This window comes from Arenimonas daejeonensis (assembly GCF_007993735.1).
Taxonomy (GTDB): Bacteria; Pseudomonadota; Gammaproteobacteria; order Xanthomonadales; family Xanthomonadaceae; genus Arenimonas; species Arenimonas daejeonensis.
On record NZ_CP042453.1, the window covers coordinates 36,438 to 52,290 of the forward strand.

16 protein-coding genes are annotated in these 15,853 nt (G+C 63.6%); 8 read left to right on the forward strand and 8 right to left on the reverse strand.

From position 1 onward, the window contains the following. Positions 1–5: 5 nt before the first annotated feature. The gene (locus FRZ33_RS00165) at positions 6–2,288 is read right to left on the reverse strand and encodes a spermidine synthase (protein ID WP_158637018.1); all 2,283 of its coding nucleotides are present in this window, start codon (positions 2,286–2,288) and stop codon (positions 6–8) included. Continuing rightward, a complete protein-coding gene (locus FRZ33_RS14980) occupies positions 2,285–2,971 on the reverse strand; it encodes a spermidine synthase family protein (protein WP_158637019.1) in 687 nt (228 codons plus the stop codon). The genes FRZ33_RS00165 and FRZ33_RS14980 overlap by 4 nt, the downstream gene beginning before the upstream one ends. A gap of 361 nt (positions 2,972–3,332) precedes the next feature. Between FRZ33_RS14980 and FRZ33_RS00170 the strand changes: the two genes are divergently transcribed. The 6 genes from FRZ33_RS00170 to FRZ33_RS00190 all read left to right on the forward strand — a co-directional run bounded on the left by FRZ33_RS00170 (position 3,333) and on the right by FRZ33_RS00190 (position 8,060). Continuing rightward, positions 3,333–3,740, forward strand: a complete 408-nt coding sequence (locus FRZ33_RS00170) for a pilin (protein ID WP_146906936.1) — start codon at positions 3,333–3,335, stop codon at positions 3,738–3,740. 124 nt (positions 3,741–3,864) lie between these two features. Then, a complete protein-coding gene (locus FRZ33_RS00175; protein ID WP_146906937.1) occupies positions 3,865–4,281 on the forward strand; it encodes a pilin in 417 nt (138 codons plus the stop codon). A gap of 234 nt (positions 4,282–4,515) precedes the next feature. Continuing rightward, the gene (locus FRZ33_RS00180) at positions 4,516–5,154 is read left to right on the forward strand and encodes a hypothetical protein (protein WP_146906938.1); all 639 of its coding nucleotides are present in this window, start codon (positions 4,516–4,518) and stop codon (positions 5,152–5,154) included. Positions 5,155–5,174: 20 nt separating this feature from the next. Continuing rightward, entirely contained in the window at positions 5,175–6,218 is a 1,044-nt protein-coding gene (locus tag FRZ33_RS00185) for a hypothetical protein (RefSeq protein WP_146906939.1), read from the forward strand. Next, positions 6,215–6,385 carry a hypothetical protein gene (locus FRZ33_RS14985; RefSeq protein WP_158637020.1) on the forward strand — a complete coding sequence of 57 codons (171 nt, stop codon included), beginning with the start codon at positions 6,215–6,217 and terminating at the stop codon, positions 6,383–6,385. Before FRZ33_RS00185 ends, FRZ33_RS14985 begins: the two co-directional genes overlap by 4 nt. Before the next feature lie 379 nt (positions 6,386–6,764). Then, complete coding sequence (locus tag FRZ33_RS00190; protein ID WP_146906940.1) at positions 6,765–8,060, forward strand: hypothetical protein; 1,296 nt, start codon at positions 6,765–6,767, stop codon at positions 8,058–8,060. Between the two features lie 17 nt (positions 8,061–8,077). Here the strand turns inward: FRZ33_RS00190 and FRZ33_RS00195 are convergent, their stop codons facing one another. From FRZ33_RS00195 to FRZ33_RS00220, 6 genes are read right to left on the reverse strand one after another with little or no spacing between them, the layout of a single operon-like run. Then, entirely contained in the window at positions 8,078–9,076 is a 999-nt protein-coding gene (locus FRZ33_RS00195) for a glycosyltransferase family 4 protein (RefSeq protein ID WP_146906941.1), read from the reverse strand. 49 nt (positions 9,077–9,125) lie between these two features. Next, positions 9,126–9,758, reverse strand: a complete 633-nt coding sequence (locus FRZ33_RS00200) for a class I SAM-dependent methyltransferase (RefSeq protein WP_146906942.1) — start codon at positions 9,756–9,758, stop codon at positions 9,126–9,128. Beyond that, entirely contained in the window at positions 9,668–10,084 is a 417-nt protein-coding gene (locus FRZ33_RS16595; protein ID WP_146906943.1) for a class I SAM-dependent methyltransferase, read from the reverse strand. Before FRZ33_RS16595 ends, FRZ33_RS00200 begins: the two co-directional genes overlap by 91 nt. After that, the gene (locus tag FRZ33_RS00210; RefSeq protein WP_158637021.1) at positions 10,084–11,040 is read right to left on the reverse strand and encodes a lysylphosphatidylglycerol synthase domain-containing protein; all 957 of its coding nucleotides are present in this window, start codon (positions 11,038–11,040) and stop codon (positions 10,084–10,086) included. The genes FRZ33_RS16595 and FRZ33_RS00210 overlap by 1 nt, the downstream gene beginning before the upstream one ends. Then, the gene (locus FRZ33_RS00215; protein ID WP_146906945.1) at positions 11,037–11,858 is read right to left on the reverse strand and encodes a class I SAM-dependent methyltransferase; all 822 of its coding nucleotides are present in this window, start codon (positions 11,856–11,858) and stop codon (positions 11,037–11,039) included. The genes FRZ33_RS00210 and FRZ33_RS00215 overlap by 4 nt, the downstream gene beginning before the upstream one ends. Beyond that, positions 11,855–12,733, reverse strand: a complete 879-nt coding sequence (locus tag FRZ33_RS00220; RefSeq protein WP_146906946.1) for a glycosyltransferase family 2 protein — start codon at positions 12,731–12,733, stop codon at positions 11,855–11,857. The genes FRZ33_RS00215 and FRZ33_RS00220 overlap by 4 nt, the downstream gene beginning before the upstream one ends. 135 nt (positions 12,734–12,868) lie before the next feature. Between FRZ33_RS00220 and pilB the strand changes: the two genes are divergently transcribed. Both pilB and FRZ33_RS00230 read left to right on the forward strand, forming a co-directional pair. Then, a complete protein-coding gene (gene pilB, locus FRZ33_RS00225) occupies positions 12,869–14,596 on the forward strand; it encodes a type IV-A pilus assembly ATPase PilB (protein ID WP_146906947.1) in 1,728 nt (575 codons plus the stop codon). Positions 14,597–14,643: 47 nt separating this feature from the next. Then, entirely contained in the window at positions 14,644–15,846 is a 1,203-nt protein-coding gene (locus tag FRZ33_RS00230) for a type II secretion system F family protein (protein WP_146906948.1), read from the forward strand. Positions 15,847–15,853 lie beyond the last annotated feature (7 nt).

Consider the following 15,853-nt stretch of genomic DNA (forward strand, 5'->3'; position numbering starts at 1 on the left):
GTCGTTCAATCACTCCGTTGCGTGTCCGACCAGGCAAGCAGATAGGACCGGATGAAGCCGTAGGCTGCCGGCGGAGTCTGCCGGCCGTAATCGCGCTCGATGGCCATGGCTCCCTCGAGATCACCTTCGGCGATAGCACCAAGAATCGCGACCACAAGCATCTGCTCCCTCACGCCGGTCGGTCGGCCTGGGTCTAGCTGGGCCAATGCCCGGAGTCCGGCCTCGCGCATGGCCGGTCCGTCGCGCATCGCCGCCGCCGCATAGGCGGCCATCACCGCTGTCACCTCCGCCGGCTGATTGGCCAAGTCGATCCAGACCGGTTCGGTCCATACGCCTTCATGGGCGTCGGCCGCCAAATAGGCGATCGAATAGTCGGCCACCACGGCTGCCGACACCATCCAGTCGTCCATCGCGCCGGGTTCGACCGTCGACGAGGAAAGCCGCTTGAGCAAATCCGCGTGCTTGACCAGCTCTGCCTCGGAAGCCGCAAGCTCTTCGGTACGACCTTCCATCAAGGCATCCCGGATGAACCGGGCCCGCCAATAGTCCATGGTGCCAACACCCTCGGCGGCGCGGTCCACGGCGTCGGCCAGACCCGGCATTTCCCTCCCGGCGGTGATGTCCAGCACGGGCAGCCCCGCGCGCATGAGATTCTGGAAATAGGTAACGCCGTCGCCAAGGTAGCGGCTCCGAGGGGCGCGGAGCGACACCACCGGATAGAAGTCGGAGTGCGGTTGCGCGCCATAGAGAGCCACGAACGTTTCCAGGGTCGCGCGGGACCCCACCTTGCGGACATTGACGTCCGCGATGCCGGAAAGGCCCACGCGCTGGAGCTCCGGGGTGAGCGGCGCATCAAGCAGACGCGAGAAGTCCATCGGCGGCAGTGGCTCGGCGCTGACGACAAACAGCAAGTCGGCGCCGTTGGTCGTATAGGCGTCGACGTAGGGGAATTCGGCGACCAGGGCGGCCACCATGGTGGCGAGCAGTTCATCGCTCAGCTCGTACGACTGGATCCACTGGACCCCGATGCCTCCGTCGCGCAGATGGCTGCGCAGGAAGGCGTAGAACTCTTTCGTGAACAAGCTGGCCACGCCGCTTACCCACGGGTTCGATGGCTCGGAGAGGATGACGTCGTATTTGCGCTGGCCAGTAGAGAAATAGGTCCTCGCGTCGTCGATGTGGAGCTTCGACCTGGGGTCTTGGTAGGCCCGCTGGACACGGCTGCCGAAATTGCTCGCGCCGATGTACATGGCCTGCTCGATTTCGATCGTGTCCACCCGCTCAGGCAGACCGCTGCCAAGCAACGTGTGCGTGCTCAGCCCGGAACCCCAGCCAATGACCGCGATCTCCTTCGGTGACGGATGCATGGCCAGCGGCAACGTGGCCATCATGACCATGGTGATTTCGTCATCCGTGGGCATGCCGCCGTTCAGAAGCTGGATGGAGGCATCCGGTTTGCCGTTGGTGGCGATGATCCCGATCGTACCGCGCGTCATGAACGACACCGATGCCGTCTTGCCGTCGCGAAAATAGGGAACGTCCGTGTTCTCGCCCAATGTCGCGTTGCCGTGCCTGAATACGCCCGACGCGAGTTCGCGCGGGTCCAGCTTTCCGAAACTCAGGCTCAGGGCGACAACAACTAGGCCGACGGCGGCAAGGACGCCGCTGCGCCGGACCATCGGTCGGTCTGTGAAGCGCCAGAGCAAGAGAACGCCAAGGACAATGTCGGCTATCGCCGCCAGCACTACGGCCAGGCGTAGGCCGAGCAACGGGATCAACACGTGCACCGCAAGCAGCACGCCGACGATGGCGCCAAGGGTATTGGCGGCGTAGACACGCCCGATGCTCGCTTCCCCGGCCCCTCGCCGGAGCAGAGCCATGGTGAACAAGGGCAACGTCATGCCAGCGAAGAACGCCGCCGGGAACATTACCAACAGGGCGATCGCGCCACTTCCCAGGCTGAAGAGCACATAGCCCAATTCGGTCTTTGGCAGCGCGCCAACCATTGCTCCCACCCACCGGAAGCTCTGGCTGAACACAGGAATGGAGGCCAAGGCCGCAATACCCATCCAGACCTGGGCATGACCGGCGTACGCGATCGGATCACCCACGTGCTTGCTGCGACGACGGATCCAAAGCCCGCCGAAGGCAAGACCGAAAATGAAGGCTGCAAGCATCAACTCGAAGGAATGCACCGTCGTTCCCAGCGATTGATTGAGCATGCGCACCCAGCCAATCTCGTAGACGAACGAACTGGCGCCGGTGATAGCCGCGGCAACCATGATCATGATGCCCGTGTTTCGGGCCGTTGCTCTCCCTCCATCTCCGGAACTGCGGGCGGCGGTGGGGCGCTGGCGGAAACCTGCACATCCGCCCGGCGCGACACGAGCCAGGACAGGACGCCCACCATCAGGTTCACCAACCCGGCGATGGTGATCGCACCTGGCATCCCCACCCATGGCAACAGCGCGAACGTGGCGACCAGTGCGCCGAACGCAGCGCCGATGCTGTTAGTGAAGTACAGCCCGCCAAGAATTTCACCATCTGCGCGTGGGGCGACGCGCAGGTAGCCACCGCTCATCAGCGGAAACGTCATGCCAAGCAGGATGCTCTGGGGCGCGATCAGCAGGGCTGCCGTCACCCATTGCCATGTGCGCACGCCGGGAACGGACTGGAGCGCCGGATACACCAGATCCTGGGACAGATGAGTGTAGGCTTGGAAAACGGGGTGGAAGGCCAGGCCTGCCACGCCAATCGCCAGCTCCACCATCGCGTAGGCAAAGATCAGCCGCTGCCAGCGAATGCCCCAACGGCTCACCAGCCAGGCACCCAGTGCCATGCCGCCCATGAATATCCCGAGCACCAGCGTCTGGGCATAGGCGGCATGCCCGAGCGTCAAGCCGAGATAGTGCGACCAGATCGATTGATAGATTAGACCGGCGAACCCGGACGCAACGAACAAGGCGAGCAAAATTCGCTCCAGCCCCCAAAAACGCGCTCGCATGTGCTGGCTTCCCCACGGTGGTCCCGACGTCGGGGAGGATAGCTGAATTGAAGGATGAACCCGCCTCGCGGTACCGAGCGATCCGGCGCCCCCGGGGGTCAGAATGTGACCCGTGAGGTCACTTTGTGACATTGGTCGCAGTTTCGCGTGGAATTGTCCCGTCTTAGGCTAGCCTTGCGTTCATCCCTATGCCTATATTCCGGCCTGTGCACGTCCTTGTCGGCTGGCACAGTTGATGCTTCAGTCAAACAGCAGGCTTGGGAAGGCGGACCATGGAAAGGAACGCCGACTCCGTCCCGCAATCACAATCCACCTAGGGGATTTACCCATGAAGAAGATCCAGAAAGGCTTCACCCTGATCGAGCTGATGATCGTGGTCGCGATCATCGCCATCCTGGCCGCGATCGCGCTGCCGGCGTATCAGGACTACATTGCCCGTTCGCAGGTCGCTGCCGGCCTGTCCGACATCCGTGGCGGCGTGACCGCGTTCGAAGAGAAGATCAACCGCGGTTCCACCACCTTCAACACCACGGACGCGATCGGTCTGCGCGGTTCGACCGCCCGTTGCTCGGCTATCGCCGTCGCTGGCGCCGCCACCGGCACCATCAAGTGCACCCTGCTGGGCAACCCGAAGGTTGTGACCAAGGTCGTCACGCTGACCCGCACCACCTCGGGCGCCTACAACTGCACCATCCCGGGCCTGGATGCGAAGTACCTGCCGACCGGCTGCAACTGATCGACCTGCAACAACCGGGCTGGAGGGGTCATTCGACCCCTCCAGCTTCATAATGGCCTTTCCCGCTGGGACCCCCCACCCCCGCCCACGCAAAGGCCAACTTCGGACCTGGGGACGAATCGCCATGCGACGCAAGCAACTGCAGCAAGGCTTCACTCTGATCGAGCTCATGATCGTCGTAGCGATCATCGCGATCCTCGCGGCCATAGCGATCCCGGCCTACCAGGACTACAACATCCGCGCGCAGACCACGGCCGGATTGGCCGATATCTCCGCGGGCAAGAGCGCGTTCGAGACCAAACTGCTGGCCGAAGGCATCTCGTCCTACAACACAGATGACATCGGTCTCTCGAGCAGCACGACCCGATGCGCTATTTCGCTCAGCCCGGGCGCAGATGGGTACATCCGCTGCCAGCTGGCGGGCAATCCGGTCATATCCGGCAAGGTCGTTACGCTCCAGCGCAATGCATCGGGGTCGTGGGACTGCCAGACGGACATCGTGTCGCCAAAGCACCGGCCGCTCGGCTGCGACACTCCCTGACCTCCTTCGAGGTCGTGACACGGGCGATAATGGCACCAGTTCCTGACTGGCCCCGCGTCCCGTATCGATGAACACCCCCTTCGCTTCCGGGCAGGCCTCATCGGCCTTGCCGTCGCTTTACTCGTATCGTTCGTTTATGTCCCGGGCCTTGGGGGTGGCTTTCTGTTCGATGACTATCCAAACGTCGTCCACCAGCCTGCAGTGCAGGCAACGGAGATCACCCGCGAATCCCTGATGCAGGCGCTGACATCGTTTCGGCACGGCATCGGCCGGCCCCTGCCGATGCTCAGCTTCGCGCTGGACTACGCGTTCTGGGGCGGAAATCCACTGGGTTACAAGATCTCCGGCTTGGCAGTCCATTTGGTCAATGCGCTGCTCGTGTTCGTGCTGCTTCAACGCATTTTGTCCCTGCTTCCCGGTGCGGTGGTCGAACGCGATCGGATCATGGCCGGACTGATTGCCGCCGCCTGGGCGACACACCCGCTCCAAGTGTCCACCGTGCTCTACGTCGTACAGCGAATGGAGACGCTGTCGCTTCTTTTCGTGCTCCTGGCACTTCTCTTCTACCTGGCCGGCCGAACGCGCCAGGCCGAAGGCCGTCGCGGATGGCCGCTGCTGGCCATTTGCCCTCCCTTGGTCGCGTTGGGGTTGGCGTGCAAGGAAACCGCCGCATTGTTTCCCGTCTATGCGCTCGCCCTTGAGCTGACAATCCTCCGGTTCCGTGCCCACGCCCCCGGACGGCTCGCGCATGGCGAATCGCCTTTGCTGCGGGGGTCAGCCTGGGAGTCGTCGTTGCTGCGGCGTTCTTGCCCGGGTTCGTCGACGAATCGGTTTACGCAATCCGAGGTTATTCCGCGATCGAACGGGTACTGACCCAGGCTCGCGTCGTTCCAATGTACCTGGGCTGGATCGTTTTCCCGACGCCTGGGGCATACCTCTTCTACTACGACAACTTCCCCGCATCCACGGGCTTGCTCGCGCCGGCGACGACGCTTACGGGCGCAATCTTGTTGATGCTGCTGGCTGCTTCCGCCTGGTGGAGCCGGCACCGGTTACCGCTCTATGCACTCGGCGTGATGTGGTTCTTGCTGGCACATGTCATCACCAGCAGTTACCTACCGCTGGAACTTGTATTCGAACATCGCAACTATTTCGCCGTCCTGGGCGTTTTGCTGGCGGTATTTGCGCTGGCGGATCTCGGGCTTCGCCGGCTGCCAAGCCGATCGCTGCGGACGATTCTGGGCTTCGTGCTGATTGCGGGCCTGGCGGGACTTGGAATGCTTCGATCGGCGACCTGGGGCTCGTCCCTGCACCTGGCGATGGAGTTGGCGCAGAACAACCCGGGGTCGCCCCGGGCCAGCACGAACCTGGCGGACAACTACCTGCTGATGGCCACTTCTGGCCAAGACACCCTCTTTCTGCAGATGGCCGAGAAGGAGTACGAAAGGGCGGCCGCCATTCCGGGAGCTTCGCCGATTCCCGAACAGGGGCTGGTAATCCTGTCGGCAAGGCGAGGGATGCCCGCCAAACCGGAATGGTGGGACGGAATCATCACCAAGCTCGAGACCCAGCCCATCGGCCCACAGGAAATGAGCGTGGTGACCAGCCTGCTCGACCTGCGCAACCAGGATATGCCGATCGACGACACCCGCCTGGCCGATGCATACATCGTGCTCGCACGCAGAATGACTCTGCCACCGACCCAGTATTTTGCTTTTGGCCTGCATGCATTGGTGAAGCTCGGGGACACGCGCCTTGCTTCGCAGTTCTTCGAACTCGCTGTAGATCACTCTGGCGGCGCGCCGGGCCTGGCCGGCGAATTGGCAGCGCACTTGCGTAGCGAGGGTTATCCGGATGCCGCCAGCGCCATGGACGCCTATGCCTTGCGGCAAACCGCCATCACCGCCGGAACTCCAGAAGGGGAGCGAAAGAAATGACATCCAGCATCCGGCCACCCTGGACCTACCCAACACTGGCCCTGCTGGTCGCGATAACCGTCCTGGTCTTTTACCCGGGCCTGGGCGGTGATTTCATATTCGACGATTTCGCCAATATCGTTTCAAACAAGAAGGTGCACGCCGAATCCTGGACTGGGACAGCCTGAAGCGGGCCGCTGGTGCCTATGAAGGCAGTATCGGCCGCCCCTTGTCCACGATGGGATTCGCTGTCGATTACGCGTTGGGCGGCCGGTCTCCACTGGCCTTCAAGATCCATAGCCTGCTTGTCCATATCGCCAACGCAATGCTGGTCCTTTTCCTGTGCCGGCACCTGCTTCATTCGTTGGGCAGCCCGCGCCCCTGGCCCACGTGGGCCCCCGTGCTGGTCGCGCTGCTCTGGGCAGTGCATCCGCTGCAGATTTCCTCGGTTCTATACATCGTCCAGCGAATGGAGATGCTTTCCACTTTCTTCATCCTGGCCGGACTGCTTTGCTACCTTCATGGTCGGCGTCGGCAAATCGAAGGCAAGGGGGCTGGACCTGGCTGGTGGGCTCCGGCCTGGTGGCGGGCGTCGGGCTTCTTGCAAAGGAGAATGCCGTCCTCTTCCCGCTCTACACGCTTGCGTTGGAACTCACGATCCTTCGTTTCAAGGCCGAGAGCGCAAGGACGACGCGCCAACTGAAATGGGCCTACGGCGCCATTGTCGCGATTGGGCTCCTGGGCTATTTCGGACTAGTGGTTCCTCGTTTCGGCGCACCCAGCGACTTCGCCAACCGGGATTTCACGCTATACGAACGGGCAGTGACCCAGTTCCGCGTCCTGCCAATGTACCTGGGGCAAATGTTGGTGCCGCTGCCCGACCACATGCCCTTCTATTACGACAACTATCCGAAGTCGACCGGACTGTTTTCGCCGCCAACGACCGCGCTGGGCGCCATCCTGTTGCTTTCATTGCTGACAGCAGCGTGCGCCCTCCGGAGCAGGGCGCCCGTCCTTGCACTTGGAATATTCTGGTTCTTCGTGCCTCATGCCCTGACCAGCGGCGCCGTCAACCTGGAGCTGGCATTTGAGCATCGGAACTATTTCGCTCTGCTGGGATTTCTGCTGAGCGTGGTGGGGTTTATGCGACACCTGCAATGGAAACCCAGTCCCGAAGCGGCCATCACAGGTGCCGCTGTCGCCGTCCTGCTTGTTGGTGCGCTAGGTTGGATCCGTGCGGCCACCTGGGGCGACCCGGTAGTGCTGGCCATGGACATGGCAGCCCGGAATCCGACATCGTCGCGCGCCAGCAGCGACCTTGGCGCCATCTATGCCCGTCTCGCAACACGGGATTCGAGCTCACTCTACGTGGACTTCGCGATGAAGGAGTTCCAACGCGGCATGTCGCTTCCTGGCGCCTCGCCGCTGCCGGAGCAGGGGTTGATCCTGCTTGCAGTGGCCCATGGACGACCCGTGCAGGATGCGTGGTGGGAGAGCTTGTACACCAAGCTGCAAACCCGCCCCCTCGGGCCGCAGGAAACCATGGCCGTCTCCGGACTGATCAAGGAACGATTTGAAGGCCTGGACCTGGACGACGCCAAGCTGGCAAGGGCCTATGAAATTCTGGCCCTGCGCGGGGGATCCACGGCCGAGGCCTACCTTGGCTTCGCAAACCATGCCGAGAATTACCTCCACGACGAGGACCTGGCCGAGCGACTCTACGTGGCCGCGATGTCCAGCCCGACCATGACGCCCCGTTACGCCCAACAACTGCTCTGGGCGTTGGCAGCCGACGGAAAATTCCGGTTCTTCGAGGCGGCTGCGCGCGTCGCCCGCGAACGCCACCTGGTGGAAGACAAATGACGGGAGGCGCGAGGACATCAGGACTGGCTTGATCCACTTCCGCCGGGGCGGCCGGGATCCAGAATCGACCTCCAGGCAGTGGCGATCGATGCGACTCCCAGATGGCGCTGGAAGTATCCTTCCGCCTGTTCCGACAAGGAGCGAAGGCCAGAGCGATCCCTGGAAAGGCCGTCGAGGGCTTCGGCGAGGCTCGCGCCGTCCGCCGCGACCTTGATTACCGGGGGCGGTGGCACGCCGTCAGGCAACGACCAATCCGCCTGGGTCACGACCGCACGGCCTGCCGCGAGCGCCATGTAGACCTTGAAAGGAAGCACGCGTGACGCCTTTCCGCCACCTCCGAAAACTCCCAGACAGACATGTGCCGATCGCATGCTGTCGTAGATTTCGTCAGTTGATTTCCAGGTCCGGTCCCAAGTGACGACATTACCGCCCATCTCGGCACACAAAGCTTCCAGCAGCTCTCTGTCCTGACCATCTCCGATGAAATGGAAAGTGACGTTTGCTCGGGATTTCGCCAGCCGTCGGACGGCATCTGCCACGATCCGTATGCCGTGCAGGGGCACCAGGGTTCCCACGAAGAGCACGCTCAGTGGGCTTGGCGGATCCGAACGCCCGGCCTGCTGATCCGTCGTCGGTTCCGGGATGCGTATCGCAAGCGGGACGACGCGGATCCGCTCGGGCTCGACCCCAAAATCCGAAATGAACCATGCCTTGTTGGCGCAAGTGTCCACGAGCACCAGTTCGGCGGCTCGCAACGACCTTGACTCGAATCGCCTTACAAGGCGCGACACCAAGCTGCCTTCCGATGCTGCATTTCGATCCCTGAAGGCCGCGTCCCAAAGCGAAACATATGCATCCGAAACCACTCTCGGACGAATCCTCCTCGGCACCCAGGACAGCCACCACAACAGGAAAACCGATGGATAGGGGGCGTAGACCCAGTCACTGCGATGGCGGGCCACGAACAGCACCCGGCAGGCCTCCAGGCCATTGAGGATGCTGAGCTTCGAAAGCATTGCCACCGCCGATGCGATACCACTTGCCGACCGCCAGAGCACCGCTCCTTCAGGAAGCCAGCGCGCGGTCCCTTACCTCGACCCCCAAGCGGTCGCGAAGTAGGCGGATCGTCTCCGTGGCATTGGGGTATCCGCTTCCGCGGAGCCCAGTACCCGCTACGTGCACGACGGGCATGACCCACGCCGACTTGCGCGCGACTAGGACGATGTTCAGCGGGTTCGGAACGTCCTCCCCGATGACAAACACGTCCTCCCCGAATCCGAAGTCAACGTCTGCCGACACCGAAGTTTCTGCCTTGACCGGGCCGCCCATGCCCTTTATCCGGTGCATGGCATCCAGGCCCCGGCGGCGCAGGAATTCCGGCATAAAAGGCAGCGTCAACGGCAACGTCAACCACTTGGTCTTGCGGTACCGGCGGATTTCGTGCGATGCCACCTCGTCCGGGGCGCCCATGCGCATCCGGGACTCGACCGACAGCACCCGGGACACCGTGTGCGCAAGCCTTTCCAAGGAGTACTCCCGGAGATGCCAGCGATTCCAGGGTTTTTGCCCCGGCAACAGGCGGTGTCGTCGATCCGGGGTAATCAGGATTAACACGCCGCCTGGCCTGAGGACGCGGCGGGCCTCCTGCAAGTAGCCCACGTCATCCTCAACATGTTCGATGACCTGGAAAGACAGCACGACATCGAAGGTCGCATCGTCAAAAGGAGCCTGCCTCCCTGGCCAATCTGCTTGAACTCGAGGTTCGGCGCGGCATAGCGGGCACGAGCGAAGCCAATCGCCTCCTCCGCCACGTCCACACCCACCACGGAGGCGGCACTGGCAGAGATACGATGGCTTCCGTAGCCGCTGCCACAGCCCAGGTCGAGCACGCGCCGCCCGCGGCAGTACGGGTCGGCAAAAGCGTAGCTGGCGCTGTGCATCAGGTAAATGACGTAGGCGCCCACCGAACTGCGGTATGCATCCTCGATCATCCGCTCGCCGGTAGGCTCAAGTTCCAGTTTCATCACGCCTCCTTGCGGGGTCCGGGGCCGCTGGCCAGGATGGCACCCATGCTGGTCAGGTAGATCAGAGCGTCGCCCACCAGCGTGACCACGCGGGCCAGGAGCACGAACGCCAATGCGTCAGAGGCCGGCACTACGCCGGCCAACAGCAGCGTCATGATTCCTTCCCTCATGCCCAGCCCGGCGGGTGCGCCAGGGGCAAGGAAGCCGAGCAGCCACGCAAGTGCGAAAACAGCAGTAGCCACCGGAAGATCCAAGGCTGTGGGGGCTCCTGCAGCGCGCGCAACAAGCCATAGCCCGACGCCGATCACCAGGTAGTTCAAGGCGTAGGCGGCCAGTGCCGGTACTACGGTACTTGCCCCCGGCAACCCACCGAAGCCAGCCAGCGCTCTGGCCAGCCGGAATCGACTGGCCCTGAGTCGGTCGGGAGGAAGGTCGAACAGGGAAAGAACCAACACGAGCACCGCCAGCGCGATGCCCGCTGAAAACAGCCACCGTCGCGACGACTCCGGCAACTGCTCCAGCCCCGGAGCGGAGATCGCCAACGCGGCCACTCCGACCAGCACGCTCGCGGCGATTGCCAGGACCGTTTCCTGCACGACGGTGACCGTCAACGCACGCCCGCCCATGCCGGCCTGGAGTGCAAGGGTCGCGCGCAGTGCGTGCTGGGCGACGTTGCCGGGAATGTACTTGGCCAGCTGGATACGCCCCAGCATTACCGCAAGCTGTCCAGCCCGCCAATTCTCGTCCTGGCGAGCCAACAGGCGAACCCAGGCCCAGGCCGTGACGGGAATGATGGTCGCGTAGAGCAGTGCGGCGGCGACGACTGCCGCCAGCACCTTCGCCGAACCGAGCATCGCGAGGGTCCGGGTATCCAGATTGCGGGATGCGAACCAGACGAAATAGGTCGCCAGCGCCGCCGCGAGAGCCCACCCCAGCCATCGGCGCAGGCGGTTCACAGCTTGCGGGCCAGCACCAGGTATCCGCTCCCCAGGTCGGTTCTGGCGAACAGGGCCTGGCTGCCCAATGCCAGGCGGAGGCAGGCTCTACCCGGCCAAGAATCGAGCCAACGAAAAAGCGCTTTCGAGTCGCGTCGGTCCACGCCGCTGCCTGCCGTCGCTTCACGACGGGAGACACCGGCATCGCGTTCGGCCAACAGGCGCCGATAGGTCCGGGCGCCCAACCACTCCGTGAGGTTCGCCACCGGGAATCCATAACATTCCAGATGCTCGATCCGCAGGCCCCGGCCCGACAGAAGTCCAAGAAAGTCCTCGCGATCGTAGCGTCGGTAGTGGCCGGCCCATTCGTCCCCCGCGCTCCAACGGTGTCGATGGGCAGGCACCGATAGGCACAGCAATCCGCCGGGGCGAAGCCAGGACAGCCATTCGTCAAGAGCCTGACGGTCGTTCTCGATATGCTCGAGCACATCGAAGGAACAGACCAGGTCAACCTGTCGGTCCCAATCCGGATCCGGTGCCGCCAGCAGCCGCTGGCGGCCTCCTGTGGCTTCCGCCAGGGCCGACGCGACAGCAAGCGCACGGGGAGATGACTCCACACCCACGGCCTGGTGCCCCATGGCAGAGAGTTCGTCGAGCAGCGCTCCACCTCCGCATCCAACCTCGACCAGACGACCGGCCGGCAAGGGGCTGAGTAGCCGCATGATCCGACGGCGTCTCAGCAGGTAACGCAACGGGGGCACCCAACCCGCCGAGATCGCAACAGTCCCAAACAAGGCAGAGCGGACCACGTCGCCACCAGCAGCCTGCACCGGACTCATTCCCGCCCTTGTTCCAGTTCGTCGTCCTTGCGACCGTAAGTCAACGACGTGATCTGTTCCGAGACAAGTCCGATGAGGAAGATGATGACCGCTGCGCTGAACAGCAGCGTGCTCATGTTCGTAAACCGGCCCATCGTCACATACGTATAGGCGTAGTAACCGATGCCAACGAGCCCGAAAAGCGACGCGGCCGGCAGGAAGAGCTTCAGCGGCGAGTAAAGCGTGGCGATCTTGAAGATGATCAGGAGAAAGCGCATCCCATCCCTTAGCGGACGGATATGGCTGGCGACACCAACTCGCTTGTCGACCCTCACAGGAACATAGGCCACGGCGTAAGCGCTACGGAAGAAGGCCATGGTGCTGGTCGTGGGATAACTGAACCCGTTGGGCAGAAGGTGCAAGAACTCACGAAACCGGTTCGCACGGGCCGCCCGGAAACCCGAGGTGAGGTCTTCGATCCGGTGTCCAGTCATCCAGCTGGCCAGTCGGTTGTAGAAGCCGTTCGCCAGGCCCCTGCCGAGGCTGGCCTGCCCGGCACCGTCCCTGGCCCCCACCGCCATGTCATAACCCTGGCCGAGCCGCTCGAGCAACCCGGGTATCAGGGCCGGATCATGCTGACCGTCGGCATCCATGAACACGATGATCTCGCCGGTCGCAGCCCTGGCGCCGCGCTTGATGGCAGCTCCATTTCCCATGGAGTATGGTGAACTGAGCACCCTAGCCCCCAGGCCACGGGCCACCGCGGCGGTTTCGTCCGTGGACCCGTCGTCTACGACGATGACCTCGGCCTCGGGCAGGACCGCCCGTAGGGCCGGCAGTGTCCGCCGGAGCCCCTCGGCCTCGTTTTTGGCAGGCAACACCACACTGACCTTCATGGCCACCCCTATGCTGTCCGCCCGAAGCTTACCGCATCCCATCCCCCATCCGACTATAAGAAAGCCTTGCAAGAGGCTGGCCAGCGGCCGATTTTCGGGTACAGTTGCCGCATCCGCGCGGCTCTGGGGAGCAGAGTGAACGCCAACGCGACTGCCAACCTGGTGGGGATCACCGGCATTGCCCGGCGCCTTGTGCTGGACGGCGCCCTGGGCGAGGCCGATGCCCGCAAGGCCCTGGACGAGGCCAGCAAGCAGAAGCGGCCGGTCCACCTGTACCTGCTCGAGAAAAAGCTGGTCACGGCGGCCCATATCGCCGGGGCCAATGCCGTCGAGTTCGGCATGCCCCTGTTCGACAGCGCCGCCCTGGACCTGAACCAGGCCGCGACCAAGCTGGTCAGCGAGGAGCTGATCACCAAGCACCAGGCCCTGCCGCTGTTCAAGCGCGGCAACCGCCTGTTCGTCGGCATCGCCGACCCGACCAATACCCGCGCCCTGGACGAGATCAAGTTCGCTGCCAACCTGACGGTCGAGCCCATCCTGGTCGACGAGGACAAGCTCCGTAAGACCATCGAACTCGCCCTGACCGCCAGCGACAGCATGGGCGACAGCATGGGCGACGACGAGGGCCTGGAGAACCTCGAGTCCACCGGCGGCGACGACGATGCCAATGACAACATGGCGGACACCAAGGGCGGCGACGACACCCCGGTGGTGCGTTTCGTCAACAAGGTGCTGCTGGACGCCATCAAGCGCGGCGCCTCGGATATCCATTTCGAACCTTACGAAACCGAGTTCCGGGTCCGCCTGCGCATGGACGGCATCCTGCGCGGCGTGGCCAAGGCCCCGGTCAAGCTGCACCCGCGCATCACCGCCCGCCTCAAGGTCATGGCGCAGTTAGACATCGCCGAACGCCGCCTACCGCAGGACGGCCGCATCAAGCTCAACATCTCCAAGACCAAGCAGATGGACTTCCGCGTGTCCACCTGCCCCACCCTGTTCGGCGAGAAGGTCGTGCTGCGCCTGCTCGACGGCAGCGCCGCCAAGCTGGGCATCGACAAGCTGGGCTACGAGGAAGACCAGAAACAGCTCTACCTGGACGCCCTGGCCAAACCCTACGGCATGATTTTGGTCACCGGCCCCACCGGCTCGGGCAAGACGGTGTCGCTGTACACCGGCCTGAACATCCTAAACACCGAGGAGCGCAACATCTCCACCGCCGAGGACCCGGTCGAAATCCGCGTCCCGGGCATCAACCAGGTGCAGATGAACGTCAAGAAGGGCATGACCTTCGCGGCGGCCCTGCGCAGCTTCCTGCGACAGGACCCGGACGTGATCATGGTCGGCGAGATCCGCGACCTCGAGACCGCCGAGATCGCCGTCAAGGCGGCGCAGACCGGCCACCTGGTGCTGTCCACCCTGCACACCAACGACGCGCCGCAGACGGTCTCGCGCCTGATGAACATGGGCATCGCGCCCTACAACATCACCTCGTCGGTGACCATCATCATCGCCCAGCGACTGGCCCGGCGCCTGCACGACGCCTGCAAGAAGCCGATCACCCTGCCCGAGAACGCGCTCCTGGCCGAAGGCTTCACGGCCGAGGACATCCGGGCGGGCGTCACCCTGTACGAGCCGGGTGGCTGCGAAGACTGCAACGACGGCTACAAGGGCCGCGTCGGCATCTACCAGGTGATGCCGATGGCCGAGAACATCCAGCAGATCATCCTGGAGGGCGGCAATGCCCTGCAGATTGCCGAAGCATCGCAGCAAGCGGGCGTGCGCGACCTGCGCCAATCCGCCCTCTTCAAGGCCAGGCAGGGCGTCACCAGCCTGGCTGAAATCAACCGCGTGACCAAGGACTAAGCCATGGCGACCACAGCAGCCAAGACCCCGCGACGCGTGCCAACGCGATGGAGCAGTTCTTCTGGGAGGGCACCGACAAGCGCGGCGTCAAGATGAAGGGGGAAACCACTTCGAAGAACGCCAACCTGCTTCGTGCCGAACTGCGCAGGCAGGGCATCAACCCGACGGTCGTGAGGACCAAGTCCAAGCCGCTGTTCGGTTCCGCCGGCAAGAGCATCAGCGCCCAGGACATCTCGGTGTTCAGCCGCCAGATCGCCACGATGCTGCAGTCGGGCGTGCCGATGGTGCAGAGCTTCGAGATCCTGGCCTCGGGCCAGAAGAACCCGCGCATGCGCGACATGCTGATCGACATCCGCGACAACATCGCCGGCGGCAGCTCGCTGAGCGAGGCGATGGCCCGGCACCCGGTGCAGTTCGACCTGCTTTACCGGAACCTGACGCGAGCCGGCGAAGGCGCCGGCGTGCTGGATACGGTGCTGGACACGGTCGCCACCTACAAGGAGCGCACCGAAGCGCTGAAGGGCAAGATCAAGAAGGCGCTGTTCTACCCGGCCGCGGTGATCGCGGTGGCGATCCTGGTCAGCGCGATCCTGCTGATCTACGTGGTGCCGCAGTTCGAGGAGGTATTCAAAGGCTTCGGCGCGGACCTGCCGGCCTTCACGCAGATGATCGTGAATGCCTCCCGGTTCCTGACCGCATGGTGGTGGCTGATCCTCGCTGGCGTGGTTGGTGCGATCTTCGGCTTCCTGTTCATCTACAAGCGGTCGCCGAGCCTCGAGCGCAACGTCGACCGACTGATGCTCAAGCTGCCGGTCATCGGCCAGATCCTGCACCAGTCCGCCATCGCCCGCTTCGCCCGCACCCTGGCCCTGACCTTCAAGGCCGGTGTGCCGCTGGTCGAGGCGCTCGACACCGTCGGCGGCGCCACCGGCAGCATCGTCTACAACGATGCGGTCAAGCGCATCCGCGACGACGTCTCGGTCGGCTACCAGCTCAACGTGGCCATGAAGCAGGTCAACCTGTTCCCGCACATGGTGGTGCAGATGACCGCCATCGGCGAAGAGGCCGGCGCGCTGGATACGATGCTGCTGAAGGTGGCCGAGTTCTACGAGCAGGAAGTGAACAACTCCGTGGATGCCCTGGCCAGCCTGATCGAGCCCTTCATCATGGTCGTCATCGGCGTCCTGGTCGGCGGCATGGTGATCGGCATGTACCTGCCCATCTTCAAGCTGGCGGCGACCGTCGGCTGACCCGGGA